Source organism: Terrisporobacter vanillatitrophus, assembly GCF_051148895.1.
Lineage (GTDB): Bacteria > Bacillota > Clostridia > Peptostreptococcales > Peptostreptococcaceae > Terrisporobacter > Terrisporobacter vanillatitrophus.
The window spans coordinates 61,256-82,466 of the sequence record NZ_CP154625.1 but is presented as its reverse complement, the minus strand read 5'-3'; the positions used below and the strand labels follow the sequence as shown (position 1 = coordinate 82,466).

The following is a 21,211-nucleotide window of genomic DNA, read 5'->3' as shown; positions in this document are numbered from 1 at the left end:
CTTCTATTTGATATTTATTTTATAAAACTACATTTCATAATCATCGTTGTCATCATTACTGTAGTCAAAATCATCGTAACTCATATCATCTAATAATTCTTCATCTTCTTCAACTTCTATTTCTTCTATCATATGATTTTCTTGAACATCAGTATCATTACTAATTACTGAACCTTCAAAATCACTTTCTGGTTCATCGAAGTCAACATTTTCTTTAACTTCTAATTCTTCATCTTCTTCTGATAATATTTTTACATCTAAACATAAAGATTGAAGTTCTTTTATTAATACTTTGAATGATTCTGGTATACCTGGTTCAGGTATGTTTTCACCTTTAACGATAGCTTCGTAAGTTCTAACACGACCAACAACATCATCTGATTTAACAGTAAGTATTTCTTGTAGGATATGAGCTGCACCGTATGCTTCTAATGCCCATACCTCCATCTCACCGAATCTTTGTCCACCGAATTGTGCTTTACCACCAAGCGGTTGTTGAGTAACTAACGAGTATGGTCCTGTACTTCTTGCATGTAACTTATCATCTACTAGATGGTGAAGTTTTAAGTAATACATGTATCCAACTGTTATTCTGTTGTCAAACGATTCACCCGTTCTACCATCAAATAAAGTTAATTTTCCATCTCTCGAGTATCCTGCTTGCTCAAGAGCATCTTGTATATCATACTCATTTGCTCCATCAAATACTGATGTAGCAACATGCCATCCTAATTTCTTAGCTGCAAGTCCTAAGTGCATTTCAAGAACCTGACCGATGTTCATACGAGATGGTATACCTTGTGGATTAAGAACTATATCCATAGGCGTTCCGTCTTCCATAAATGGCATATCTTCTTCTGGTAATACTCTTGAGATAACCCCTTTGTTACCATGACGTCCGGCCATTTTATCTCCGACTTTTATTTTTCTCTTCTTAGCGATGTAACATCTTACACTTTCATTTACACCTGGTGATAAGTCATCACCATTTTCTCTTGTGAATACTTTTATATCGACTATGATACCAGATTCTCCATGAGGAACTTTAAGAGATGTATCTCTAACTTCTCTTGCTTTTTCTCCGAATATTGCACGAAGTAATCTTTCTTCAGCAGTAAGTTCAGTTTCTCCTTTTGGAGTTACTTTACCAACTAATATATCCCCTGAATCTACTTCAGCACCTATTCTGATTATACCTCTTTCATCTAAGTTCTTAATTGCATTCTCAGATACGTTTGGTATATCTCTAGTAATTTCTTCTGGTCCTAGTTTAGTATCTCTTGCTTCACATTCATACTCTTCGATATGAATTGTTGATAATCTATCTTCTTTAACAAGTCTTTCATTTATTAAAACAGCATCCTCATAGTTGTATCCTTCCCAAGTCATGAAGGCTATCAGGCAGTTTCTTCCTAAAGCTACTTCTCCTAAGTCTGTTGCTGGACCATCTGCTATAACATCACCAGCTTCTATCATATCATTTTTGTTTATGATAGGAGTTTGATTAACACATGTACCAGAGTTAGATCTTTTGAATTTAAGTAGTTTGTACTTGTCTTTATTTCCATCTTGTCTTTTTATTACTATTTCATCTGCAGTAACTCTTTCTGCTATACCAGAATGTTTAGCTACTACAACTGCTCCTGAGTCTTTTGCTGCTCTATACTCACAACCAGTTCCTATGATTGGTGCTTCTCTTCTTACAAGAGGCACGGCTTGACGTTGCATGTTCGATCCCATTAGGGCACGGTTGGCGTCATCATTTTCAAGGAATGGTATCATAGCTGTAGCTATAGAAACAACTTGTTTTGGAGATATATCCATGAAGTCTACCCTATTAGCAGGAAGTAATTCAACAGTACCATTAACTGTCCTACAAACTACTCTATTGTTCACAAACTCGCCATTTTCATTTAACGGCTCATTTGCTTGGGCTCTTACAAATATATCTTCTTCATCAGCAGTTAAATATTGAATTTTATCTGTTATTCTTCCAGTTTCTTTATCATATTTTCTATAAGGAGATTCTATAAATCCATATTCATTTATTTTAGCATAAGTTCCTAGAGAGTTTATAAGACCGATATTTGGTCCTTCTGGAGTCTCTATAGGACACATTCTACCGTAATGAGAATGATGAACGTCACGCACTTCGAATCCAGCTCTTTCTCTTGAAAGTCCACCTGGTCCTAATGCTGATAATCTTCTCTTATGAGTTAATTCTGATAGCGGATTTGTTTGATCCATGAACTGAGATAACTGAGAACTACCAAAGAATTCTTTAATCGCAGCTGAAACAGGTCTTATATTAACTAAAGCTTGTGGAGTTATAGATTCCATGTCTTGTACAGTCATTCTTTCTCTTATAACTCTTTCCATTCTTGAAAGACCAATTCTTACTTGATTTTGTAATAATTCACCAACAGATCTTATTCTTCTATTTCCTAAGTGGTCTATATCATCTATAGTTCCAACATCAGAGAATAGGTTAAATTGATAATTTATAGATGCTATAATATCGTCTAATAAGATATGCTTTGGTATTAATTCTCTCATTCTTATTCTTAAAGCTTCTTTTATTTCTTCTTCAGTAGTACATTCACCTAAAATTTCTTTTAATGTTGGGTAATGTACTTTTTCTTTGATTTTTAAATCATCTATATCAAATTTAATATGAGACTTGATGTCTACAAAATTATTTCCTATTACTTTAACTTTTTTATCTTCTTCAGCTAAAACGTGAACAACGTTTATACCTGAATTTTGTATGTCACAAGCCTTTTCGTAAGATATTTTGTCTCCATCTTTTACGAAAACTTCTCCTGTTTCAGGATTTATTATGTCTTCGCAAGATATTCTGTTCATTATTCTATAAGCTAATGCTAATTTCTTATTGAACTTATATCTTCCTACTTTTGCTAAGTCATATCTTTTTGCATCAAAGAATAAAGCATTTATTAATGATGATGCACTCTCTACAGTAGGTGGCTCACCTGGTCTTAATTTTTTATAAATTTCAACTAAACCTGACTCTACCGAATTAGTATTATCTTTATCTAGTGTAGCTAGTAATCTTTCATCTTCACCTAATAACTCTTTTATTTCTTCGTCTGTACCTATACCTAATGCTCTTAAAAGAACTGTTACAGGTTGTTTTCTTGTTCTATCAACTCTTACATAGATAACATCATTAGTATCAGTTTCATACTCTAACCATGCTCCTCTATTTGGTATAACAGTTGAAGATATCATTTTTTTACCAGTTTTCATATCTCTATCAAGTGCATAATATACACCAGGAGATCTAACCAGCTGACTTACTATAACTCTTTCCGCTCCATTAATAACAAAAGTTCCTCTATCTGTCATAAGAGGGAAATCTCCCATGAAGACCTTTTGTTCCTTAATTTCTCCAGTCTCTTTATTTATAAGTCTTACTTTTACATTTAGAGGTGCATGATATGTAGCATCTCTTTCTTTACACTCTTCTATATCGTATTTTGGTTTTTCGTCTAAAGAGTAATCTACGAATTCTAATATTAAATTTCCCGTGTAGTCTTCTATTGGAGAAATGTCTTCAAATACTTCTTTTAAACCTTCTTCTAAAAACCACTTATAGGAATCAACTTGTATTTCTATAAGATTTGGTAAATCAGCTATTTCTTTTATTTTAGAAAAGCTCATTCTAGTTCTCTTACCTATCGTGACAGGGTATGGCATTCACTTTTCACCTCTCAATAATTAAAAATAAAACCATTGTGATTCTAACGCATCTAGGAATTATACCACAAATCTGACTAAATTTCAATATTCTTATTGCCCAATCTTTTTAATTTTATGTATTAAAATTTTATTCACAAAATATGCATTATTTATTATGCTCAAAAAATCAAACAATAATTCTAGTTTTTTAAAAAATTTCCAAACTAGAGAATAGAAAACAGAAGTAACTTTACATCTACTTTCTATTCTCTAGTTTATCATTTCCATTTTTAGCTTAAAAAAAGGCATCTAACTAAGATGCCTTTTATATTTTTATTATTAGCTTTTAATAACTATCTTATAATTATTTAACTTCTACAGAAGCTCCAGTTTCTTCTAATTTAGCTTTCATTTCTTCAGCTTCTTCTTTAGAAACTCCTTCTTTTAATGTTTTAGGAGCGTTATCAACTAATTCTTTAGCTTCTTTTAATCCTAAACCAGTTATTTCTCTAACAGCTTTTATAACTTTAACTTTTGATGCACCAGCGTTAGCTAATACTACATCAAATTCAGTTTTTTCTTCAGCAGCAGCACCACCAGCAGCACCAGCAACCATTACTGGAGCAGAAGCAGATACACCGAATTTTTCTTCTGCAGCTTTTACTAATTCATTTAATTCTGTAACTTTCATTTGCTCTATAGCTTCTAATATTTGTTCTATTGTCATTTTTCGCACCTCCGAAATTATTTTCTAATTTTTTATTATTATCTTTTATAATTGTTAATTTTTAATTAACTGACAATTAAGCTTCTTGTCCTTCTTTTTCTTTTATTAACGCGTCTAATAAGTAAACGAAGTTAGACATTGGAGCTTTTAAGCTACCAAGTAATTTAGCAAGAAGAACTTCTCTTGGTGGTATGTTAGCAAACTCAACGATTTGAGCTTCGTTGTAGAATTCACCTTCAACAACACCCATTTTTAATTTCATTTTTGGATGAGAATCCATAAATTCTTTTATAACTCTAGCTGGAGCTATTGGATCTTCGTAACCGAATGCTATAGCATTAGTTCCTACTAATAATTCATCATTAAACTCAGATATTCCAACTTCTTGAGCTGCTCTTCTTACTAAAGTATTTTTGTATACTTTGTATTCAACACCAGCTTCTCTCATTTTCTTTCTAAGCTCTGTAACTTCTTCAACTGTAAGTCCTTTGTAATCAACAACTATAGTAGAAGATGATTTTTGTAATTTTTCAACTATCTCTGCAACAACTTGTGATTTTATTTGTAAAGCTTCTCTCATCTAGATGTGCACCTCCTTCACCATGTAGGTTATAATTCGCCGCGATTCATCATATAAAAAGCTTTTATATTATCTATTTCATAGACCACATAAAAGCTTTAGTATTATCATTTATCTAAAACCTCGGTAGGATATTTAAGCTAAAGCACCTACTGTCTACGGCAAATTTATTCAATTTTATATCAACAAATGTTATATTAACATTTTTGTTGGTTTGTGTCAACTGGAATAATTAATCAATAATTAGTCAGTTATTTTAGCTGAGTTCATTTTTACTCCAGGTCCCATTGTAGAAGCAACTGTTATACTTCTTAAGTAAGTTCCTTTTGCTGAAGATGGCTTAGCTTTTACTATAGCAGACATTAATGTTGCAAAGTTTTCAGCTAATTTTTCTCCACCGAAAGATACTTTTCCTACTGGAACGTGAACTATATTGTTTTTGTCTAATCTGTATTCAACTTTACCAGCTTTTATTTCTTCTATAGCTTTAGTAACATCAAATGTAACTGTTCCTGATTTTGGGTTCGGCATTAAACCTTTTGGTCCTAACACTCTACCTAATCTACCAACTACACCCATCATATCTGGAGTAGCAACAACTACATCAAAGTCAAACCAGTTTTCCTTTTGTATTTTTTGTACTAAATCTTCAGCACCTACGAAATCAGCACCTGCAGCTTGAGCTTCTGAAGCTTTTTCTCCTTTAGCGAAAACTAAAACTTTTTTAGTTTTACCAGTTCCGTGAGGTAATACTACAGCACCTCTAACTTGTTGGTCAGCGTGACGTCCGTCAACACCTAATTTTATATGAGCTTCTACAGTCTCATCAAATTTAGCTGTAGCTATTTCAGTAACTAAATCTAAAGCTTCTTTTGAATCATATAATTTTGTTCTATCTATTTTTGCTAATGCTTGAGCATATTTTTTACTTTTTTTAGCCATTTTATTTTCCTCCTGTGGTTTATTTACGGTTTTACAACCTCCCACTTCTATACGAAGTGTCTAATCTAAAATTAGTCTTCTACTACGATACCCATACTTCTTGCAGTACCAGCTATCATTCTCATAGCAGCTTCTACTGAAGCAGCATTTAAGTCAGGCATTTTTAATTCAGCTATTTCTCTAACTTGAGCTGAAGTTAAAGTTGCAACTTTCTTTTTATTTGGTTCTCCAGACGCAGAGTCTAAACCAGCAGCTTTCTTTAATAATACTGCAGCTGGTGGAGTTTTAGTTATAAAGCTGAAAGATCTATCTTGATATACAGTTATAACAACTGGTATTATCATTCCAGCTTGATCTGCAGTTTTAGCATTGAATTCTTTAGTGAATCCCATTATGTTAACCCCGTGTTGTCCTAATGCTGGACCAACTGGTGGAGCTGGAGTAGCCTTTCCTGCAGGTATTTGTAATTTTATTTGACCTATAACTTTTTTAGCCATTACGATCGCACCTCCTCAGATTTCCTATTGTGTTATTATATTCTTTCTATGTTTTTAAGACTCATCTCAAGTGGTGTTTCTTTTCCACCAAATGCGTCTATACATATTCTTGCTGTGTCATTATTTGTGTCAACATGCTTAACAGTTCCTGTTTGACCTACAAATGGACCAGTCGTAATTCTCACAACTTCACCAACTTCTAAATCTTCTGGACCGTTTACTTTAAATACAGTTAAATCAATTCCCATTGCTTCAACTTCGGCATCACTTAGTGGAACTGGTTTAGATCCAGGACCTACAAATCCTGTAACACCTTTAGTATTTCTTACTATATACCAAGATTCATCAGTTATTATCATTTTGATTAAAACATAACTTGGATATATTTTTCTTTGTCTAACTTTTTCTTTTCCTGTTTTTGTAGTTTCTACTACATCCTCAGTTGGTACAACCACATCTGTTATGAATTGTTCCATGCCTCTTGTTTTTACGGCTTTTTCTATGGTAGCTTTAACTTTGTTTTCATGTCCTGAATAAGTATGAACAACATACCATCTTGCTTCTTGTAACTCTGACATTTGTTTTCTCCTTTTAATCTATTTTAGTATTAATCCTAGTGCACCAGATAATACAGTGTCTAATCCCCATACTAATATAGTAAACGAAATAATTGTAGCTAAAACTATACCTGTGTTTTTTAGCAATTCTGTTTTGGTTGACCATGAAACTCTTGAAAGTTCTTGCCTAGTGCCTTTTAAATAACCCACTAAACCAGACTTCTTTTTAACCTTTTGGCTCTCTTGAGTTGCCATCCACACTCACATCCTTAAAATAAAACTATTTTGTTTCTTTATGAGTAGTATGTTTCTTACAGAATTTACAGTATTTGTTTAACTCAATTCTGTCTGGATTGTTCTTTTTATTTTTTGTAGTGTTGTAGTTTCTTTGCTTACATTCTGAACAAGCTAAAGTTACTTTTACTCTCATCTGCTACACCTCCAAATTTGTAAATACAATAATATATATTGTTAAATAATATCTTAAGCATTTATTTTAAAAATTAATGCTAGATATTATCACCTTCCTTAAATCATTACTTTGTATAAGTTATCACAAATTTATATTGATGTCAATATTTTTGTAAGTTTACTGCTAAAAAAAGAGAGGCCGTAACCCCTCTTTCTTTCTATATATAAATAATCTAAAAATAGATTATTCCACTATCGTTGCAACAACTCCTGAAGCTACTGTTCTTCCACCTTCTCTGATGGCGAATCTTAATCCTTCTTCAACACATATAGAGTTTATTAAATCAACTTCTATAGTTACGTTATCTCCAGGCATTACCATTTCTGTTCCTTCTGGTAATTTACAAGCTCCTGTTACGTCAGTTGTTCTGAAGTAGAATTGTGGTCTGTATCCATCGAAGAATGGAGTATGTCTTCCACCTTCTTCTTTTTTAAGAACGTATATCTCTGCAGTGAACTTTGTATGAGCGTTAACTGAACCTGGCTTAGCTAATACTTGTCCTCTTTCGATATCATCTCTTTGAACACCTCTTAATAATGCTCCTATATTATCTCCAGCTTGAGCGCTATCTAATAATTTTCTGAACATCTCAACACCAGTTACAACAACTTTTCTTGGTTCTTCAGTTAATCCAACTAATTCAACCTCGTCTTGTACTTTTAATACTCCTCTTTCTACTCTACCTGTAGCAACTGTTCCTCTTCCTGTTATAGAGAATACGTCTTCTACTGGCATTAAGAATGGCTTATCTACATCTCTCTCTGGAGCTGGTATATATTCATCTATTTGCTCGAATAATTCTATTATTTTGTCTCCCCACTCTGATGAAGAATCTTCTAATGCTTTTAATGCAGATCCTCTTATTATTGGAGTGTCATCTCCTGGGAATTCATACTCGCTTAATAATTCTCTTACTTCCATTTCAACTAATTCTAATAACTCTTCATCGTCTACCATGTCACATTTGTTTAAGAATACTACTATGTATGGTACACCAACTTGTCTTGATAATAGTATATGCTCTCTTGTTTGAGGCATTGGTCCATCAGTTGCTGAACAAACTAATATAGCACCGTCCATTTGAGCAGCACCTGTTATCATGTTTTTAACGTAGTCAGCATGTCCTGGACAGTCAACGTGAGCGTAGTGTCTGTTTGGAGTTTCGTATTCAACGTGAGCTGTTGATATTGTGATTCCTCTTTCTCTTTCTTCTGGAGCTTTATCTATGTTAGCGAAATCTACAGCTTCTCCTAAGTTATATCTGTCATGTAATGTTTTTGTTATTGCAGCTGTTAATGTAGTTTTACCATGGTCAACGTGACCTATTGTTCCTATATTAACGTGTGGTTTATTTCTTTCAAATTTAGCCTTAGCCATTTTAAAATACCTCCTGTTGTATTTAAATATAATTTAAAATGCTTACTATAAGCCTATGATAAGTATTTTACTATTAATCATTCCTGTTTTCAAGATGTTTTTCCAATTTTCTCTTCACTCTTTGAAGAGCATTATCTATTGATTTAACATCTCTATCAAGCTTGTCCGCAATATATTGATAAGACTTCCCATTTAAGTATAATTCCAGTACTTCAAGTTCTAAATCACTAAGAAGTTCATTCATTTTGTTTTCTATATTTCTTAGTTCTTCTTTACTTATTATTAGTTCTTCGGGATCAGTAACTATACTAGTTGCTATAATATCTAGAAGAGTTCTATCTGACTCTTCATCATAAATAGGCTTATTCAAAGATACATATGAGTTAAGAGGTATATGTTTTTGTCTTGTTGCTGTTTTAATTGCAGTTATTATCTGTCTAGTAATACAAATTTCAGCAAAACATTTAAATGAATTTGTTTTACTTCCATCAAAGTCTCTTACTGCTTTATACAGACCTATCATTCCCTCTTGAATAATATCTTCCTTATCAGCACCTACCAAAAAGTAGGATTTTGCCTTTGCTTTAACAAAGTTCTTATATTTTGTAATAATGTATTCTAATGCTATTTTATCCCCATTGCTTGCTTTTAATACAATATTATACTCATCTTGTTGATTATTATCCAAGATTTTGTAATCATTATCATTAGCTACTAACATTAAAATCTCCCCCAATTAAAAGTTTCATAAGTACATTATAGCTTATGAAACTTAGTGTTTTCAATGCTTTCTACGAATGTTCTCAAGTTTCGACAATATATCTTTATCTAACCTTTCTTCCAAAAAATTTCGCTGTATTTTTTGCTGGCGTTTTTCTTGTTCTTCTTTAATTTTTACCATTGCACTGTCTACATAGAGTTTTAACTCTCTTGCTGATATTCTAGAAGCACCTTTACCTAAAACAATTTGTTGTTCTGCATAGTCACTAGTGGCAACCTCTATATCATCATACTTTGATAATGAACTTATATATTTTTCTATGAAACTATCTGCTGTTTGATGTTCTTTTGTATAAACTATAGTTATATATTTTCTCTCTTCTATTTTTTCTTTAGAACTCTTTACATTATAAGCATCAAATACTATTATTGCTTTTTTCCCAGTATACTGTGCATATTCAATAATGTAATGAATCAACTTTTCTCTAGCATCTTCCAAATCATCTTTAGATATTTCTTTTAAATTATCCCATGCGTTTATAATATTGTAACCATCTATTATTAAATAAGCGTTTCTATTGTGTCTCCTCATTTTTTAGTTTTTAGCCTTTGTTTCTTTGTCTAAATATTTCATAAAGAAGTATTCCCCCTGCTACAGAAGCATTCAGAGAGGTTACATTACCTGTCATCGGCATTTTTACAGTAAAGTCACAATTTTGTTTTACCAACCTAGATATACCAAATCCTTCACTCCCTATAACTAATCCAATAGGACCTGTTAAGTTTTGTTCATAGAAAACTTTTCCGTCCATATCTGCTGCAGCTATCCAAAGACCTTCTTCTTTTAATCTTTTTATTGTATTGACTATATTGGTTACTTTACAAACAGGTACATATTCTATGGCCCCTGCTGATGCTTTGGCAACAACAGGAGTAATATGTACAGATCTTCTCTTTGGTATTATAACTCCATGAGCTCCAACAGCATCTGCTGTCCTAATTATAGTTCCTAAATTATGTGGGTCAGTAATTTCATCTAATATTATAAAGAACATATCTTCATTTGTACTTTTTGCTTTTTCTATTAATTCTTCTAATTCATAATATTCATACTCACTTACAATAGCTATTACGCCCTGATGTGCATGACTTGTACTTATTTCATCTAGCTTACTTTTATTCACATATTGTACAACAACATTTTTGTCCTTCGCCATTCCTATTATCTTTTTTATAGATCCTTCTTTTGCTCCACTTGCAATCATTATTTTATCTATTTGTCTATCACTTTTTAAAACTTCAATTACGGGATTTCTTCCCTCTATATTTGTCAATTTCGTTCACCGCCTATAAATTTTTGAATTTTTCCCTTATGCTGACTATTTCACCGCAACTCATTTTTCCTTCTGAACATGGTCCTTTTACACACTTTGGTCCACAATTTTTAAATAGTATTGGCGCAACTGCTTTTACTTCTTTTAGCATCTGTGTTGCTAGCTCTCTTATTTCCCATTGTGCTCTTTCACAACATCTATGGTCAAAGAAATTGTATAAACTTCTTGTATTTATTGTAAACACCATTTTAGTTTCACAAGCATTTGGAAATACATATCTAGCATCCTCAATGGCTATTTTTTCTCCTTGAGATTTAGCTTCTTTTTCACCTTTACCTTCTTCTATTAACTTCTCATAATTTTTTGCAAATAGTATATCAACTAATTTATCGTAATCTTCTTGGTCTTTTTTCATAGACTGAATAAAGATTTTTTTAGCTTCTTCTATTTTTTCAATTTGTGGAGGGATAATGTACTCAAACTGATCTAGCTTAACATACCTTTGACTTTGCTGAGAAAAACTAGCTATTCTATGTCTTACTATTTGGTGAGAACAACTTCTAGATATTCCTTCTATCCCAAATGTAAATGTTACATGCTCTAACGGAGATTCATGTCCCATATTAATCAACACATTTAAAAACTTTTCTATGCTTTCATCGCTTAAATTTTCTTCTATTTCATCTACTCCTACTGGAGAATAACAAAGCTTAGCTGCCATAGCTATAACTTTTTCAGGCTGTGGAGTATGCGCTAATAGTTTTACCTTCATTAATTTACCTCCTAGTTCTATTGTTATAAATATATTATACTATATTACCATATAATTTACGGAATATTTTAAAAAAGGTATATAATTCTCTTTATTTCAATATGTTTACCAACTAAATAAAAAAGTATTGCTCAAATGGCAATACTTTTTTTATTACATATTACTTTCTATTATAGAAATCCCTTTATATATCATATACTCCAGTCTTTCTTTATCTTCTTTTAAATATAGGTATCCTACTAGAGCTTCAAATCCAGTTGCACATTTATAATCTATAATGTCTGCATTTTTAGGAGATGTGTGAGACTTTTGATTTCTTCCTCTTTTGTATATTCTGTTTTCTTCTTCTGTAAATTCTTCAACCATGCCATGTATTATGGATGCTTGAGCCTTTGCATTTGAATATTTAATTGCAGTTTTGTGTAAATCATTAACTTTTTTATTACAGTTGTCTCTTATTAAATATTCTCTTATATAAGATTCATATACTGTATCTCCTAAATAAGCCAATACCAATGGTGACATTGTCACTAGTTGTGTTTTATCCATTTTATGCTCTTCTCCATTTAACTCCTTGTCTTGTATCTTCAAGTACAATACCTTTTTCTAATAATTCATCTCTTATTTGATCAGCTAATTTAAAATCTTTATTTTTCTTAGCATTTGTTCTAGCTTCTATTAATTTTTCTATTTCTTCATCTAACATGTCTTCTTGCTTTTTGTTTACAACATTTAGTACACCAGTTAACTCATTAAACTCAGCTAAAACTTTATTAGCAAACTCTTTAGTTGAGTTTTCATTTACATTAGAGTTCATAAATTTAGCTAATTCAAATATTATACTTACGGCATCAGCTGTGTTTAAGTCATCATCCATAGCTTCTATAAATCTTTGTCTAAATGATTTTAGTTCTTCTTCTAATTTTAATTCTTCAGCATTTTTAACATCATCGCTTAATTTACTTATTATAAATTCTAATTTTTCCTTAGCATTATATAATCTTTCAAGTCCAGCTTTAGATTGATTTAAGATTTCATCACTAAAGTTTATTGGATTTCTATAATGAGTCGATAGCATGAAGAATCTAACTATCTCTAAGTCATATAATTTTGATATATCTCTTACAGTGAAGAAGTTTCCTTTTGACTTACTCATTTTTTCGTTGTTTATATTTATATATTCATTGTGCATCCAGTAGTTTGAAAATGCCTTTCCACTTCTAGCTTCACTTTGGGCAATTTCATTTTCATGATGAGGGAATTTTAAATCTTGTCCTCCAGCATGTATGTCTATAGTATCTCCTAAGTATCTACGAGACATAACAGAACATTCTATATGCCATCCTGGTCTACCTTCTCCCCATGGGCTCATCCATCCTGGTTCACCTTCTTTTTTGGCTTTCCATAAAACAAAATCCATCGGATGTCTTTTTTGGTCATTTACTTCTATTCTTGAACCAGCTTCTAATTCTTCTTGTTTTATCCCAGAAAGTTTTCCATAGCCATTGAATTTTTGAGTATCAAAATATACATCTCCATTTACTGCATATGCATATCCTTTTTCTTCTAATTCTTTAACAAATTCAATTATTTCCTCTATATTTTCTGTAACTTGTGGATGTACAGTTGCTCTTTTTATTCCAAGTCCATCTGCATCTACAAAATATTCTTCTATATATTTTTTAGCAACTTCTTCTGGTGCTATATTCTCTTCATGACCTCTTTTTATTATTTTATCATCTACATCTGTAAAGTTTTGAACATAAGTTACATCATATCCTCTATATTCTAAATATCTTCTTAATGTATCAAAAATTATAAATGGCCTAGCATTACCTACATGAATGTAGTTATATACTGTAGGACCACAAACATACATTTTAACCTTTCCTTCTTCTAATGGTTTAAACTCTTCTTTTGCTCTTGTCATGGTATTAAATAGCTTCATTTTCCCATCTCTCCTTTCTATTTATTAGTTTCCTTTTTATTATATTTTTTAAAATATTGTTCTATAAATAAATTTATTTCTTTATTAAGGGTAATTATATTATTATACCCTTATATATTTTGTTTCTAACTTTAATTTTGCTCACATAATCCAAAGAAAATACAAATATTTTCTAATAAATTCGCTCTACTATATTATTATACATAATTAACTCTTTATAAAAAACCTATTCTTCAACATTTATTAAATTAAAGCAAAAGAATTGCTACCTTTTTGATAGCAATTCTTATTTATTATAATATGTTATTTTTTACGTAAGATAATCTATTTAAGCAAGTTTCTTTTCCGATAACTTCCATTATCTTGTTAAGATCTGGACCATGCATTTGTCCTGTTAAACTTATTCTTGATCCCATAAATAAGTTTTTACCTTTTATTCCATGCTCTTTTTGTATTTCTTTAAGCATAGCTTTTGCAGCAGATTCATCTAAAACTTCCATGTTAGATAATTTTTCTATTAAAGCATCTATTAAAGTAGGTATATGCTCTAATTTTAAGAAATCTGCACATTCTTCAGTTTCCAATTCAACTTTATCTCCAAAGAATATTGAAGCATGATCAGTTATTTCTTTTACATATTGTAATTTTTCTTTAAGAACTGAAACCATTCCTTTTAAGAAATCATATTTTTCTTTAGATTCTTGTTCTGTTACGAAACCAGCTTCCACTAAGAATGGTATAGCTAAAGTAGTTAATACTTCGTCATCTCCATCTTTCATGTAGTGTTGGTTAACCCAGTTTAATTTTTCTGTGTCAAACACTCCACCACTCTTAGAAACTCTTTCTATAGAGAAAGCTTGTTCAAGTTCCTCCATAGAGAATATTTCTTGATTTTCTTCTGGAGACCAACCAACTAATGCAACATAGTTAACTAATCCTTCTGGTAAGTATCCTTTTTGCTTAAAGTCTTCTACTGCAACATCACCTTGTCTCTTACTTAATTTTTTCTTTTCTTTATTAAGTATGTTTGGTAAGTGTACAAATGTTGGAGCTTCCCACCCAAACGCTTCATATAAATATACATGTTTAGGAGTTGAAGAAACCCATTCTTCCCCTCTTATTACATGAGTAATACCCATTAAGTAATCATCAACTACGACAGCAAAGTGGTATGTTGGGAAACCATCAGTTTTTATTAAAACTTGATCATCTAAATCATTTGTATTAAACTCAGTCTCTCCTCTAACACCATCCATAAATTTTATAACATGGTTTTCTGGTAATCTAAGTCTTATAACATAAGGTTCACCAGCTGCTATTTTAGCTTCAACTTCTTCTTTAGAAAGATCTCTACAATGACCATCATATTTAGCAGTTTCTCCTGCTTCTCTTTGTTTTTCTCTTACTTCGTCTAATCTTTCTTTTGTACAGAAACAGTAGTAAGCTTTACCGTTATCTAAAAGTTCTTGAATGTATTTTTGATATATGTCCAATCTTTCAGATTGGATATATGGTCCGCAATCACCTTTTTGAACCACATTTCCATTGTCGTCTAGCATAACACCTTCTGTGTGATTTACGCCCGCCCATTTCATAGCGTTTAACATATTTTCTATTGCACCATCAACAAGTCTTGTTCTGTCAGTATCTTCGACTCTTAATATGTATTCACCACCCATTTTTTTAGCGAATAAATAGTTATAAAGAGCCGTTCTTAAACTACCTATATGAACAAATCCTGTGGGACTTGGAGCAAATCTTACTCTAACATTACTCATCTTTTGCCTCCTAAAACTAACCTATTATAATCTTACGTTATTTTTTTTGAATTCTTCTCTAACTCTAGCTTCTATATCTTCTAAAGCTATTAATTCTTTTTCACCAGTTTCTCTTAATATAAATTCAACTTTTCCTTCTACTATATCTTTACCAACTGTAATTCTCATTGGTATACCTATTAATTCTGCATCTTTGAATTTGAATCCTGGTCTTTCATCTCTATCATCTAATATAGTTTCAACACCTATTGATTCTAATTGTTTGTAGATTTTTTCTGCATTTTCTACTTGTTCCTCTTTTTTCATGTTTACTGGTACAACTATAACATGATATGGAGCTACTGATAAAGGCCATTTTATACCATTTTCATCGTAGTGTTGTTCTATTACAGCAGCAGCTGTTCTTTCAACACCTATTCCGTAACATCCCATTTGTATTGGATGAGACTTACCTTCTTTATCTACAAAAGTACAGTTCATTGCTTCAGAGTATTTAGTTCCTAATTTGAAGATGTGACCAACTTCAACACCTCTCATTATCTCTAATTCTCCACCACACTTAGTACATTTATCTCCATGTTGTACAGATCTGAAATCTCCTACTACACCTTCGAAATCTCTTCCGTAGTTAGCATTTTTTATATGATATTCAGTTTTGTTAGCACCAACTATTAAGTTAGATTGGTCTACAACTTCTTGGTCTATGAATAAATAGTCAGCTTTTATTCCTATTGGTCCAGCAAATCCTGTTTCAGCACCAGTAACTGCTTTAACCATTTCTGCACTTGCCATATCCATTTCTATAACTCCACCTATAGCATTAGCAACCTTAGTATCGTTAACATCTCTGTCTCCTCTAACAACTACTGCTACAGATTTTCCATCTGCGTCAAATATTAAAGTTTTAGCACATTTACTTGCATCTGTATTCATAAATTTTTGTAATTCTTCTATTGTTTTTACTTCTGGAGTATGAACTTCTTCTAACGCTAACATTTCTTCTTTACATGGTTCATGATTTACTGATTCAGCTTTTTCTATATTAGCTGCATAATCACATTCTTTACAGAATACTATTTCATCTTCCCCAACTTCTGATTTAACCATGAATTCTGCTGAGAAAGCTCCACCTATAGCTCCTGAGTCAGCTTGAACTGGTGAGTTTTCAAGTCCACATCTAGCAAATATTTTAGTGTATGCATCAAACATATCTTGATATGATTTATCTAGTCCTGCTTCATCTATATCAAAACTATAAGCATCTTTCATTAAGAATGTTTTTGTTCTCATAACACCAAATCTTGGTCTTCTTTCATCTCTATATTTTGCTTGTATTTGGTATAAATTCACTGGAAGGTCTTTATAAGATTTTACTTCTTGTCTTATTATGTCCGTAAATACTTCTTCATGTGTTGGTCCAAGGCAGTAATCTCTTCCAGTTCTATCTTTTAATCTAAACATTTCTGGTCCCATAGCATCCCATCTACCAGATTCTTGCCATAATTCAGCAGGTATTATACCTGTACAAAATATTTCATTAGCATCTTTTGCATTCATTTCTTCTCTTATTATGTCGCTTATTTTTCTAAATACTCTTAGTCCTAATGGTAAATGATTATAAAGTCCTGAAGACATTTTTTTAATCATTCCTGATCTTAGCATTAACTGATGACTTGTTATCTCTGCATCAGCTGGAACTTCTTTTAATGTTGGTATAAACATTTTTGACATTTTCATATTAAATTACCTCCTAAAATTTATTTTTAAAATATAAAGTTTGCTCTGCGCATTTTGAGCAATTAGAAATTATAATTTCTTTAGAATATAAAAAAGCCCTTCATCTCTAAAAATAGAGACGAAAGGCTGACTTTCCGCGGTACCACTCTAATTAATCATAATATTTTATGATTCTCTCAAAGGATTTAACGGTCCTGACCCGTAAAAACTTTTTACCGTTTTTATACTAAAAGACTGGTTCAAAAACTTCCTCTTAGAAACTCTCACCAATGTTCCCTCTCTGTAAAGATTTCATTTTTTACTATTTCTTTATTGTTGTTTTTAGTCTTATTTCAGTTGTTTTAAAATATAATAATTTAATGATATAGCATTTTATTTTTGTTGTCAACTTCAACTTTTAAATAATCTCATTTTAATTTTTAGTGTATATTTCAAAATAATTTTATGTTTATTATCTTTTACTATATGGAAATTATTATATCCAGTAAGTAATACTAATATACTCTTTATGAAAAGTTTTTGTGCTAATTTTTTTCTATTTTATTTAAGCTTTTTACTTTTTATTCAGTAAACAAACGCTTTGAGATGAAATACCTTTTTTTTCACCTGTAAACCCAAGGCCTTCCTCTGTAGTTGCTTTCACACTAATATTATCTATCTCTGTATTTAATACTAGTGCAATATTTCTTCTCATTTGTTCTATATATGGGGCCATTTTAGGGCTTTGAGCTATTATTATACTGTCTATATTATTTATTTCGTATCCTTTTTCATTTATTAAGTCATTAACACATTTTAGCAGTTTCATACTATCTGCACCTTTGTATTTTTCGTCTGTATCAGGGAAATGCTTGCCTATATCTCCCAAAGCAAGTGCTCCTAGCATACCATCCATTATGGCATGAATCAATACATCTGCATCAGAATGTCCAAGAAGTCCCATTTCATGTGGAATATTTACTCCACCTATGATTAAAGGTCTTCCTTCAACAAGTTTATGTACGTCATATCCTAAACCAATTCTCATATAAATTTTCTCCTTTTGTATATTAATTTTCCCTTAAGATTTCTTCCGCTATTTTTAAATCTTCAGGAGTAGTTATCTTTATATTATTATAAGAACCTTCTACTACTTTAACATTATATCCTAAATACTCCATTAACATGGAATCATCTGTACCATAGTATTTATCATATTTAGCTTTTTCGTGAGCCTTTATAATGAGTGAATAATCAAAAACTTGTGGCGTTTGAATTGACCATAATGTACTTCTATTTGGAGTGTCACATACTTCATTATTTTTATTTACTATCTTTATAGTATCTTTAACAGGAACTCCCACTATGGCACCATTGCATTCTTTTGCACATTCTATAGATTTTTCTATAATTTCATTCGTTACAAAAGGTCTTGCACCATCATGAATTAAAGCTATCTTGCATTTTTCATCTACTTGCTTTAATCCATTATATACAGAATCTTGCCTTTCTTTTCCTCCAAAAGCAATCTTTATATTTTTATATCCATACTTATTTATAATATTTTCTTTGAAAAATTCTTTTTCATCTTCCCTCACTACTATAATTATTTCTCCTATATTTTTATTGTTATAAAATTTATCTATAGTATGAGCTATTACTTCTTTATCTCTTATTTTTAGAAATTGCTTGTTTATATCAGCTTTCATTCGACTTCCCCTGCCTGCACTAACAATAACTACACTATTCATAAACTCACCTCTTCTTATTACATATTAATTTATTCTAATAAGTTAAAAAGACCTTCTAGTCATAGAAGGCCTTTTATTATTAATTCTTAGGTTTTCCAAATATCATTCTTCCTGCAGAAGTCTGAAGTACTGATGTAACTAATACATTTATTGTTTCACCAATATGTTTTCTTCCACCTTCTACAACTATCATTGTTCCATCATCTAAGTAAGCTATTCCTTGGTTAGACTCTTTACCTTCTTTTACAACTTGAGCTACCATTTCTTCTCCTGGTATGGCAACAGGCTTAACAGCATTAGCAAGTTCATTTATGTTTAAAACCTCTACACCTTGGAACTGAGCTACTTTATTTAGGTTATAATCATTTGTCACGACTTTTCCATTCATTACTTGAGCAAGTTTAAGAAGTTTGCTATCAACTTCTGGTATATCATCAAAATCTTTTTCAGTTATTTGAACTTCTATATCTAATTCTTTTTGAATTATATTAAGTATGTCTAGACCTCTTCTTCCTCTAACTCTTTTTAAATCATCAGAAGAATCTGCAATATGTTGTAATTCATTTAAAACAAACTTAGGTATAATAAGTCTTCCTTCTACAAAACCTGTTCTACAAATATCTGCTATTCTACCATCTATTATTACACTAGTATCTAATACTTTCGGTGGTATTGATTTTATAGCACTATCTTTTTTACCTAACTTGTCTTTACCTAAACTTGGAGATAATCTACCCAACTTACTAATATTAAATAAATCTTCTCTACTTTTCAAAGTTATTTTTACACCTATATAACCCATAAATATATAGATTATTACAGATAAAATTGTTTTGATTAAAGGCATTCCTGAAATTGATCCAAATAACCCACCTACTATTAAATAAGCTATAACTAGACCTACAATTAGTCCTACTACTCCTAATAATATATCTGTTTGTGGATACTTAGATATTTCTGTATCTAAAATTTTCACAAATTTTCTTAATTTATTGAAAAACCAAGGACTTATTAGGTAGAAAAGTATTCCTATTAATAGCCCTGCTATTAAACCTACTAAATATACGTTCTCTATTCCAAAACTAATTTGTGGAAATATTTTAGCTAAACTCAAATATGAAGTTGTTCCTAATATAACTCCTAAAAGAGATATTAATACTCTTATTATTTTACTTATCAAAACTTCACCCCCTATAGTGTGATTTATATGATACATCATATATATGAATTTTTCATTAATTTTTTCTTAAAATTACATTATATTTGCATATCTAGTGATGCCATTCTTTCCATTTTTATAAGTCCATTTTTTATATAAGTTGCTCTTATTTCGCCTATTCCTTCAACTTCATCTAAATCTTCAATTGAAGCTGATTGAATACTTTTAAAGTCATCAAAATAATTAATAATATTTTCTATAATTCCACTTGGTAACCTATGAATTTTATTTAAAACTCTATATCCTTTTGGTCTAATCTCCATATCCATACTCTCAGTTATGCCAGAATAACCTAAGATTTTTGATACTTTTACTAAATCAAGTAATTCATCATCTGTTAAACTTTTCATTTTTCTTTGTATTTCTTTTAAATCTACATTATCTTTTTTATAATCCATATAGATCATCATTCTATCTTTTTTAGTAGTTCCAATTAATTCTTCTAGCTGCATTCTCACTAGTGTTCCTTCTTCGCCTAGCTCAATTACATATTTTTCAATTACATTTATTAGCCTCATAACCATTTCTATTTTTTGAACTACTAGTGCTACTTCATAGATAGTAACCATATCTTTAAATTCAAATGAATTAAGATTTAATATAGATTGGTCTAAAACTGATTTATACTTTTCTAATGTTTGTAAAGCTTGATTAGCCTTAGTAAATATTTTTGGTATTTCTTCAACTACGTATTTTTGTTCTCCCCTATATACAGTAATTATATTTCTTCTTTGAGAAATAGATATTACTATAGCACCTGTTTGTTTAGCTACTCTTTCTGCTGTTCTATGTCTAGTTCCAGTTTCTGATGTTTGTATTGAATAGTCAGGTATTAACTGTGCATTTGCCAATAATATTTTCTTTACATCATCACTTAAAACTATAGCACCATCCATTTTAGCTAGTTCATACAAATATGCTGGAGAATAGTCTGCATCTATTTTAAAACCACCATCTACTATTTCAGATATTTCATCATCATTTGCCAATACTATAAGTCCACCAGTCTTAGCCCTAAGCACATTATCAAGTCCTTGTCTAAGAGGAGTTCCTGGAGATATCTTTCTAAGTGCATGAAGTAAGTTTTTATTATCCATAATATTATCGATATTATACATT

General features: G+C 31.0%; 21 protein-coding genes and 2 other annotated features. All 21 genes read right to left on the bottom strand.

All coding sequences use genetic code 11. The features are described 5' to 3' along the window. Positions 1 to 27 precede the first annotated feature (27 nt). The 21 genes from rpoB to disA all read right to left on the bottom strand — a co-directional run bounded on the left by rpoB (position 28) and on the right by disA (position 21,201). Positions 28 to 3,720 (bottom strand): DNA-directed RNA polymerase subunit beta, encoded by a 3,693-nt coding sequence (gene rpoB / locus TVTCOM_RS00560; RefSeq protein ID WP_434797936.1) that lies wholly within the window; start codon positions 3,718 to 3,720, stop codon positions 28 to 30. 346 nt (positions 3,721 to 4,066) lie between these two features. Beyond that, positions 4,067 to 4,429 (bottom strand): 50S ribosomal protein L7/L12, encoded by a 363-nt coding sequence (gene rplL / locus TVTCOM_RS00555; RefSeq protein WP_228108689.1) that lies wholly within the window; start codon positions 4,427 to 4,429, stop codon positions 4,067 to 4,069. Between the two features lie 76 nt (positions 4,430 to 4,505). Then, positions 4,506 to 5,009: a 50S ribosomal protein L10 gene (gene rplJ / locus TVTCOM_RS00550; RefSeq protein WP_434797935.1), complete on the bottom strand. Its 504-nt coding sequence runs from the start codon at positions 5,007 to 5,009 to the stop codon at positions 4,506 to 4,508. 45 nt (positions 5,010 to 5,054) lie between these two features. Further along, positions 5,055 to 5,189: a sequence feature (ribosomal protein L10 leader region), on the bottom strand. Positions 5,190 to 5,252: 63 nt separating this feature from the next. Next, entirely contained in the window at positions 5,253 to 5,951 is a 699-nt protein-coding gene (rplA, locus tag TVTCOM_RS00545; RefSeq protein ID WP_434797934.1) for a 50S ribosomal protein L1, read from the bottom strand. Positions 5,952 to 6,022: 71 nt separating this feature from the next. Next, positions 6,023 to 6,448 carry a 50S ribosomal protein L11 gene (rplK, locus tag TVTCOM_RS00540; RefSeq protein WP_434797933.1) on the bottom strand — a complete coding sequence of 142 codons (426 nt, stop codon included), beginning with the start codon at positions 6,446 to 6,448 and terminating at the stop codon, positions 6,023 to 6,025. A gap of 35 nt (positions 6,449 to 6,483) precedes the next feature. Continuing rightward, positions 6,484 to 7,026, bottom strand: a complete 543-nt coding sequence (gene nusG, locus TVTCOM_RS00535; RefSeq protein ID WP_434797932.1) for a transcription termination/antitermination protein NusG — start codon at positions 7,024 to 7,026, stop codon at positions 6,484 to 6,486. Positions 7,027 to 7,044: 18 nt separating this feature from the next. Next, positions 7,045 to 7,260, bottom strand: coding sequence for a preprotein translocase subunit SecE (gene secE / locus TVTCOM_RS00530; RefSeq protein WP_434797931.1), 216 nt, complete (start codon positions 7,258 to 7,260; stop codon positions 7,045 to 7,047). A 25-nt stretch (positions 7,261 to 7,285) separates the two neighbouring features. Then, positions 7,286 to 7,435, bottom strand: a complete 150-nt coding sequence (gene rpmG / locus TVTCOM_RS00525) for a 50S ribosomal protein L33 (protein ID WP_018590901.1) — start codon at positions 7,433 to 7,435, stop codon at positions 7,286 to 7,288. Between the two features lie 225 nt (positions 7,436 to 7,660). Further along, positions 7,661 to 8,854 carry an elongation factor Tu gene (gene tuf / locus TVTCOM_RS00520; RefSeq protein ID WP_434797930.1) on the bottom strand — a complete coding sequence of 398 codons (1,194 nt, stop codon included), beginning with the start codon at positions 8,852 to 8,854 and terminating at the stop codon, positions 7,661 to 7,663. A gap of 73 nt (positions 8,855 to 8,927) precedes the next feature. Further along, entirely contained in the window at positions 8,928 to 9,575 is a 648-nt protein-coding gene (gene sigH / locus TVTCOM_RS00515; RefSeq protein ID WP_434797929.1) for an RNA polymerase sporulation sigma factor SigH, read from the bottom strand. A gap of 60 nt (positions 9,576 to 9,635) precedes the next feature. Then, on the bottom strand, positions 9,636 to 10,166 hold the full coding sequence (locus TVTCOM_RS00510) for an NYN domain-containing protein (protein WP_434797928.1): 531 nt from the start codon (positions 10,164 to 10,166) through the stop codon (positions 9,636 to 9,638). A 10-nt stretch (positions 10,167 to 10,176) separates the two neighbouring features. Continuing rightward, positions 10,177 to 10,908: a 23S rRNA (guanosine(2251)-2'-O)-methyltransferase RlmB gene (gene rlmB / locus TVTCOM_RS00505; RefSeq protein ID WP_434797927.1), complete on the bottom strand. Its 732-nt coding sequence runs from the start codon at positions 10,906 to 10,908 to the stop codon at positions 10,177 to 10,179. 13 nt (positions 10,909 to 10,921) lie between these two features. Further along, positions 10,922 to 11,680 carry an FAD-dependent thymidylate synthase gene (thyX, locus tag TVTCOM_RS00500; protein ID WP_434797926.1) on the bottom strand — a complete coding sequence of 253 codons (759 nt, stop codon included), beginning with the start codon at positions 11,678 to 11,680 and terminating at the stop codon, positions 10,922 to 10,924. A gap of 153 nt (positions 11,681 to 11,833) precedes the next feature. Further along, positions 11,834 to 12,229, bottom strand: a complete 396-nt coding sequence (locus tag TVTCOM_RS00495) for a Mini-ribonuclease 3 (protein ID WP_434797925.1) — start codon at positions 12,227 to 12,229, stop codon at positions 11,834 to 11,836. Between the two features lies 1 nt (position 12,230). Further along, positions 12,231 to 13,628 carry a cysteine--tRNA ligase gene (gene cysS / locus TVTCOM_RS00490; protein ID WP_434797924.1) on the bottom strand — a complete coding sequence of 466 codons (1,398 nt, stop codon included), beginning with the start codon at positions 13,626 to 13,628 and terminating at the stop codon, positions 12,231 to 12,233. 293 nt (positions 13,629 to 13,921) lie between these two features. Further along, a complete protein-coding gene (gene gltX, locus TVTCOM_RS00485; protein ID WP_434797923.1) occupies positions 13,922 to 15,406 on the bottom strand; it encodes a glutamate--tRNA ligase in 1,485 nt (494 codons plus the stop codon). Between the two features lie 24 nt (positions 15,407 to 15,430). Further along, entirely contained in the window at positions 15,431 to 17,143 is a 1,713-nt protein-coding gene (locus tag TVTCOM_RS00480) for a proline--tRNA ligase (protein ID WP_434797922.1), read from the bottom strand. 111 nt (positions 17,144 to 17,254) lie between these two features. Next, positions 17,255 to 17,468, bottom strand: a binding site (T-box leader). A gap of 228 nt (positions 17,469 to 17,696) precedes the next feature. Beyond that, positions 17,697 to 18,170 carry a 2-C-methyl-D-erythritol 2,4-cyclodiphosphate synthase gene (gene ispF, locus TVTCOM_RS00475; RefSeq protein WP_434797921.1) on the bottom strand — a complete coding sequence of 158 codons (474 nt, stop codon included), beginning with the start codon at positions 18,168 to 18,170 and terminating at the stop codon, positions 17,697 to 17,699. Positions 18,171 to 18,192: 22 nt separating this feature from the next. Beyond that, the gene (ispD, locus tag TVTCOM_RS00470) at positions 18,193 to 18,873 is read right to left on the bottom strand and encodes a 2-C-methyl-D-erythritol 4-phosphate cytidylyltransferase (protein WP_434797920.1); all 681 of its coding nucleotides are present in this window, start codon (positions 18,871 to 18,873) and stop codon (positions 18,193 to 18,195) included. 79 nt (positions 18,874 to 18,952) lie between these two features. Beyond that, the gene (locus TVTCOM_RS00465; RefSeq protein ID WP_434797919.1) at positions 18,953 to 20,053 is read right to left on the bottom strand and encodes a PIN/TRAM domain-containing protein; all 1,101 of its coding nucleotides are present in this window, start codon (positions 20,051 to 20,053) and stop codon (positions 18,953 to 18,955) included. A 77-nt stretch (positions 20,054 to 20,130) separates the two neighbouring features. Continuing rightward, positions 20,131 to 21,201 carry a DNA integrity scanning diadenylate cyclase DisA gene (gene disA / locus TVTCOM_RS00460; RefSeq protein WP_434799702.1) on the bottom strand — a complete coding sequence of 357 codons (1,071 nt, stop codon included), beginning with the start codon at positions 21,199 to 21,201 and terminating at the stop codon, positions 20,131 to 20,133. Positions 21,202 to 21,211: the final 10 nt, after the last annotated feature.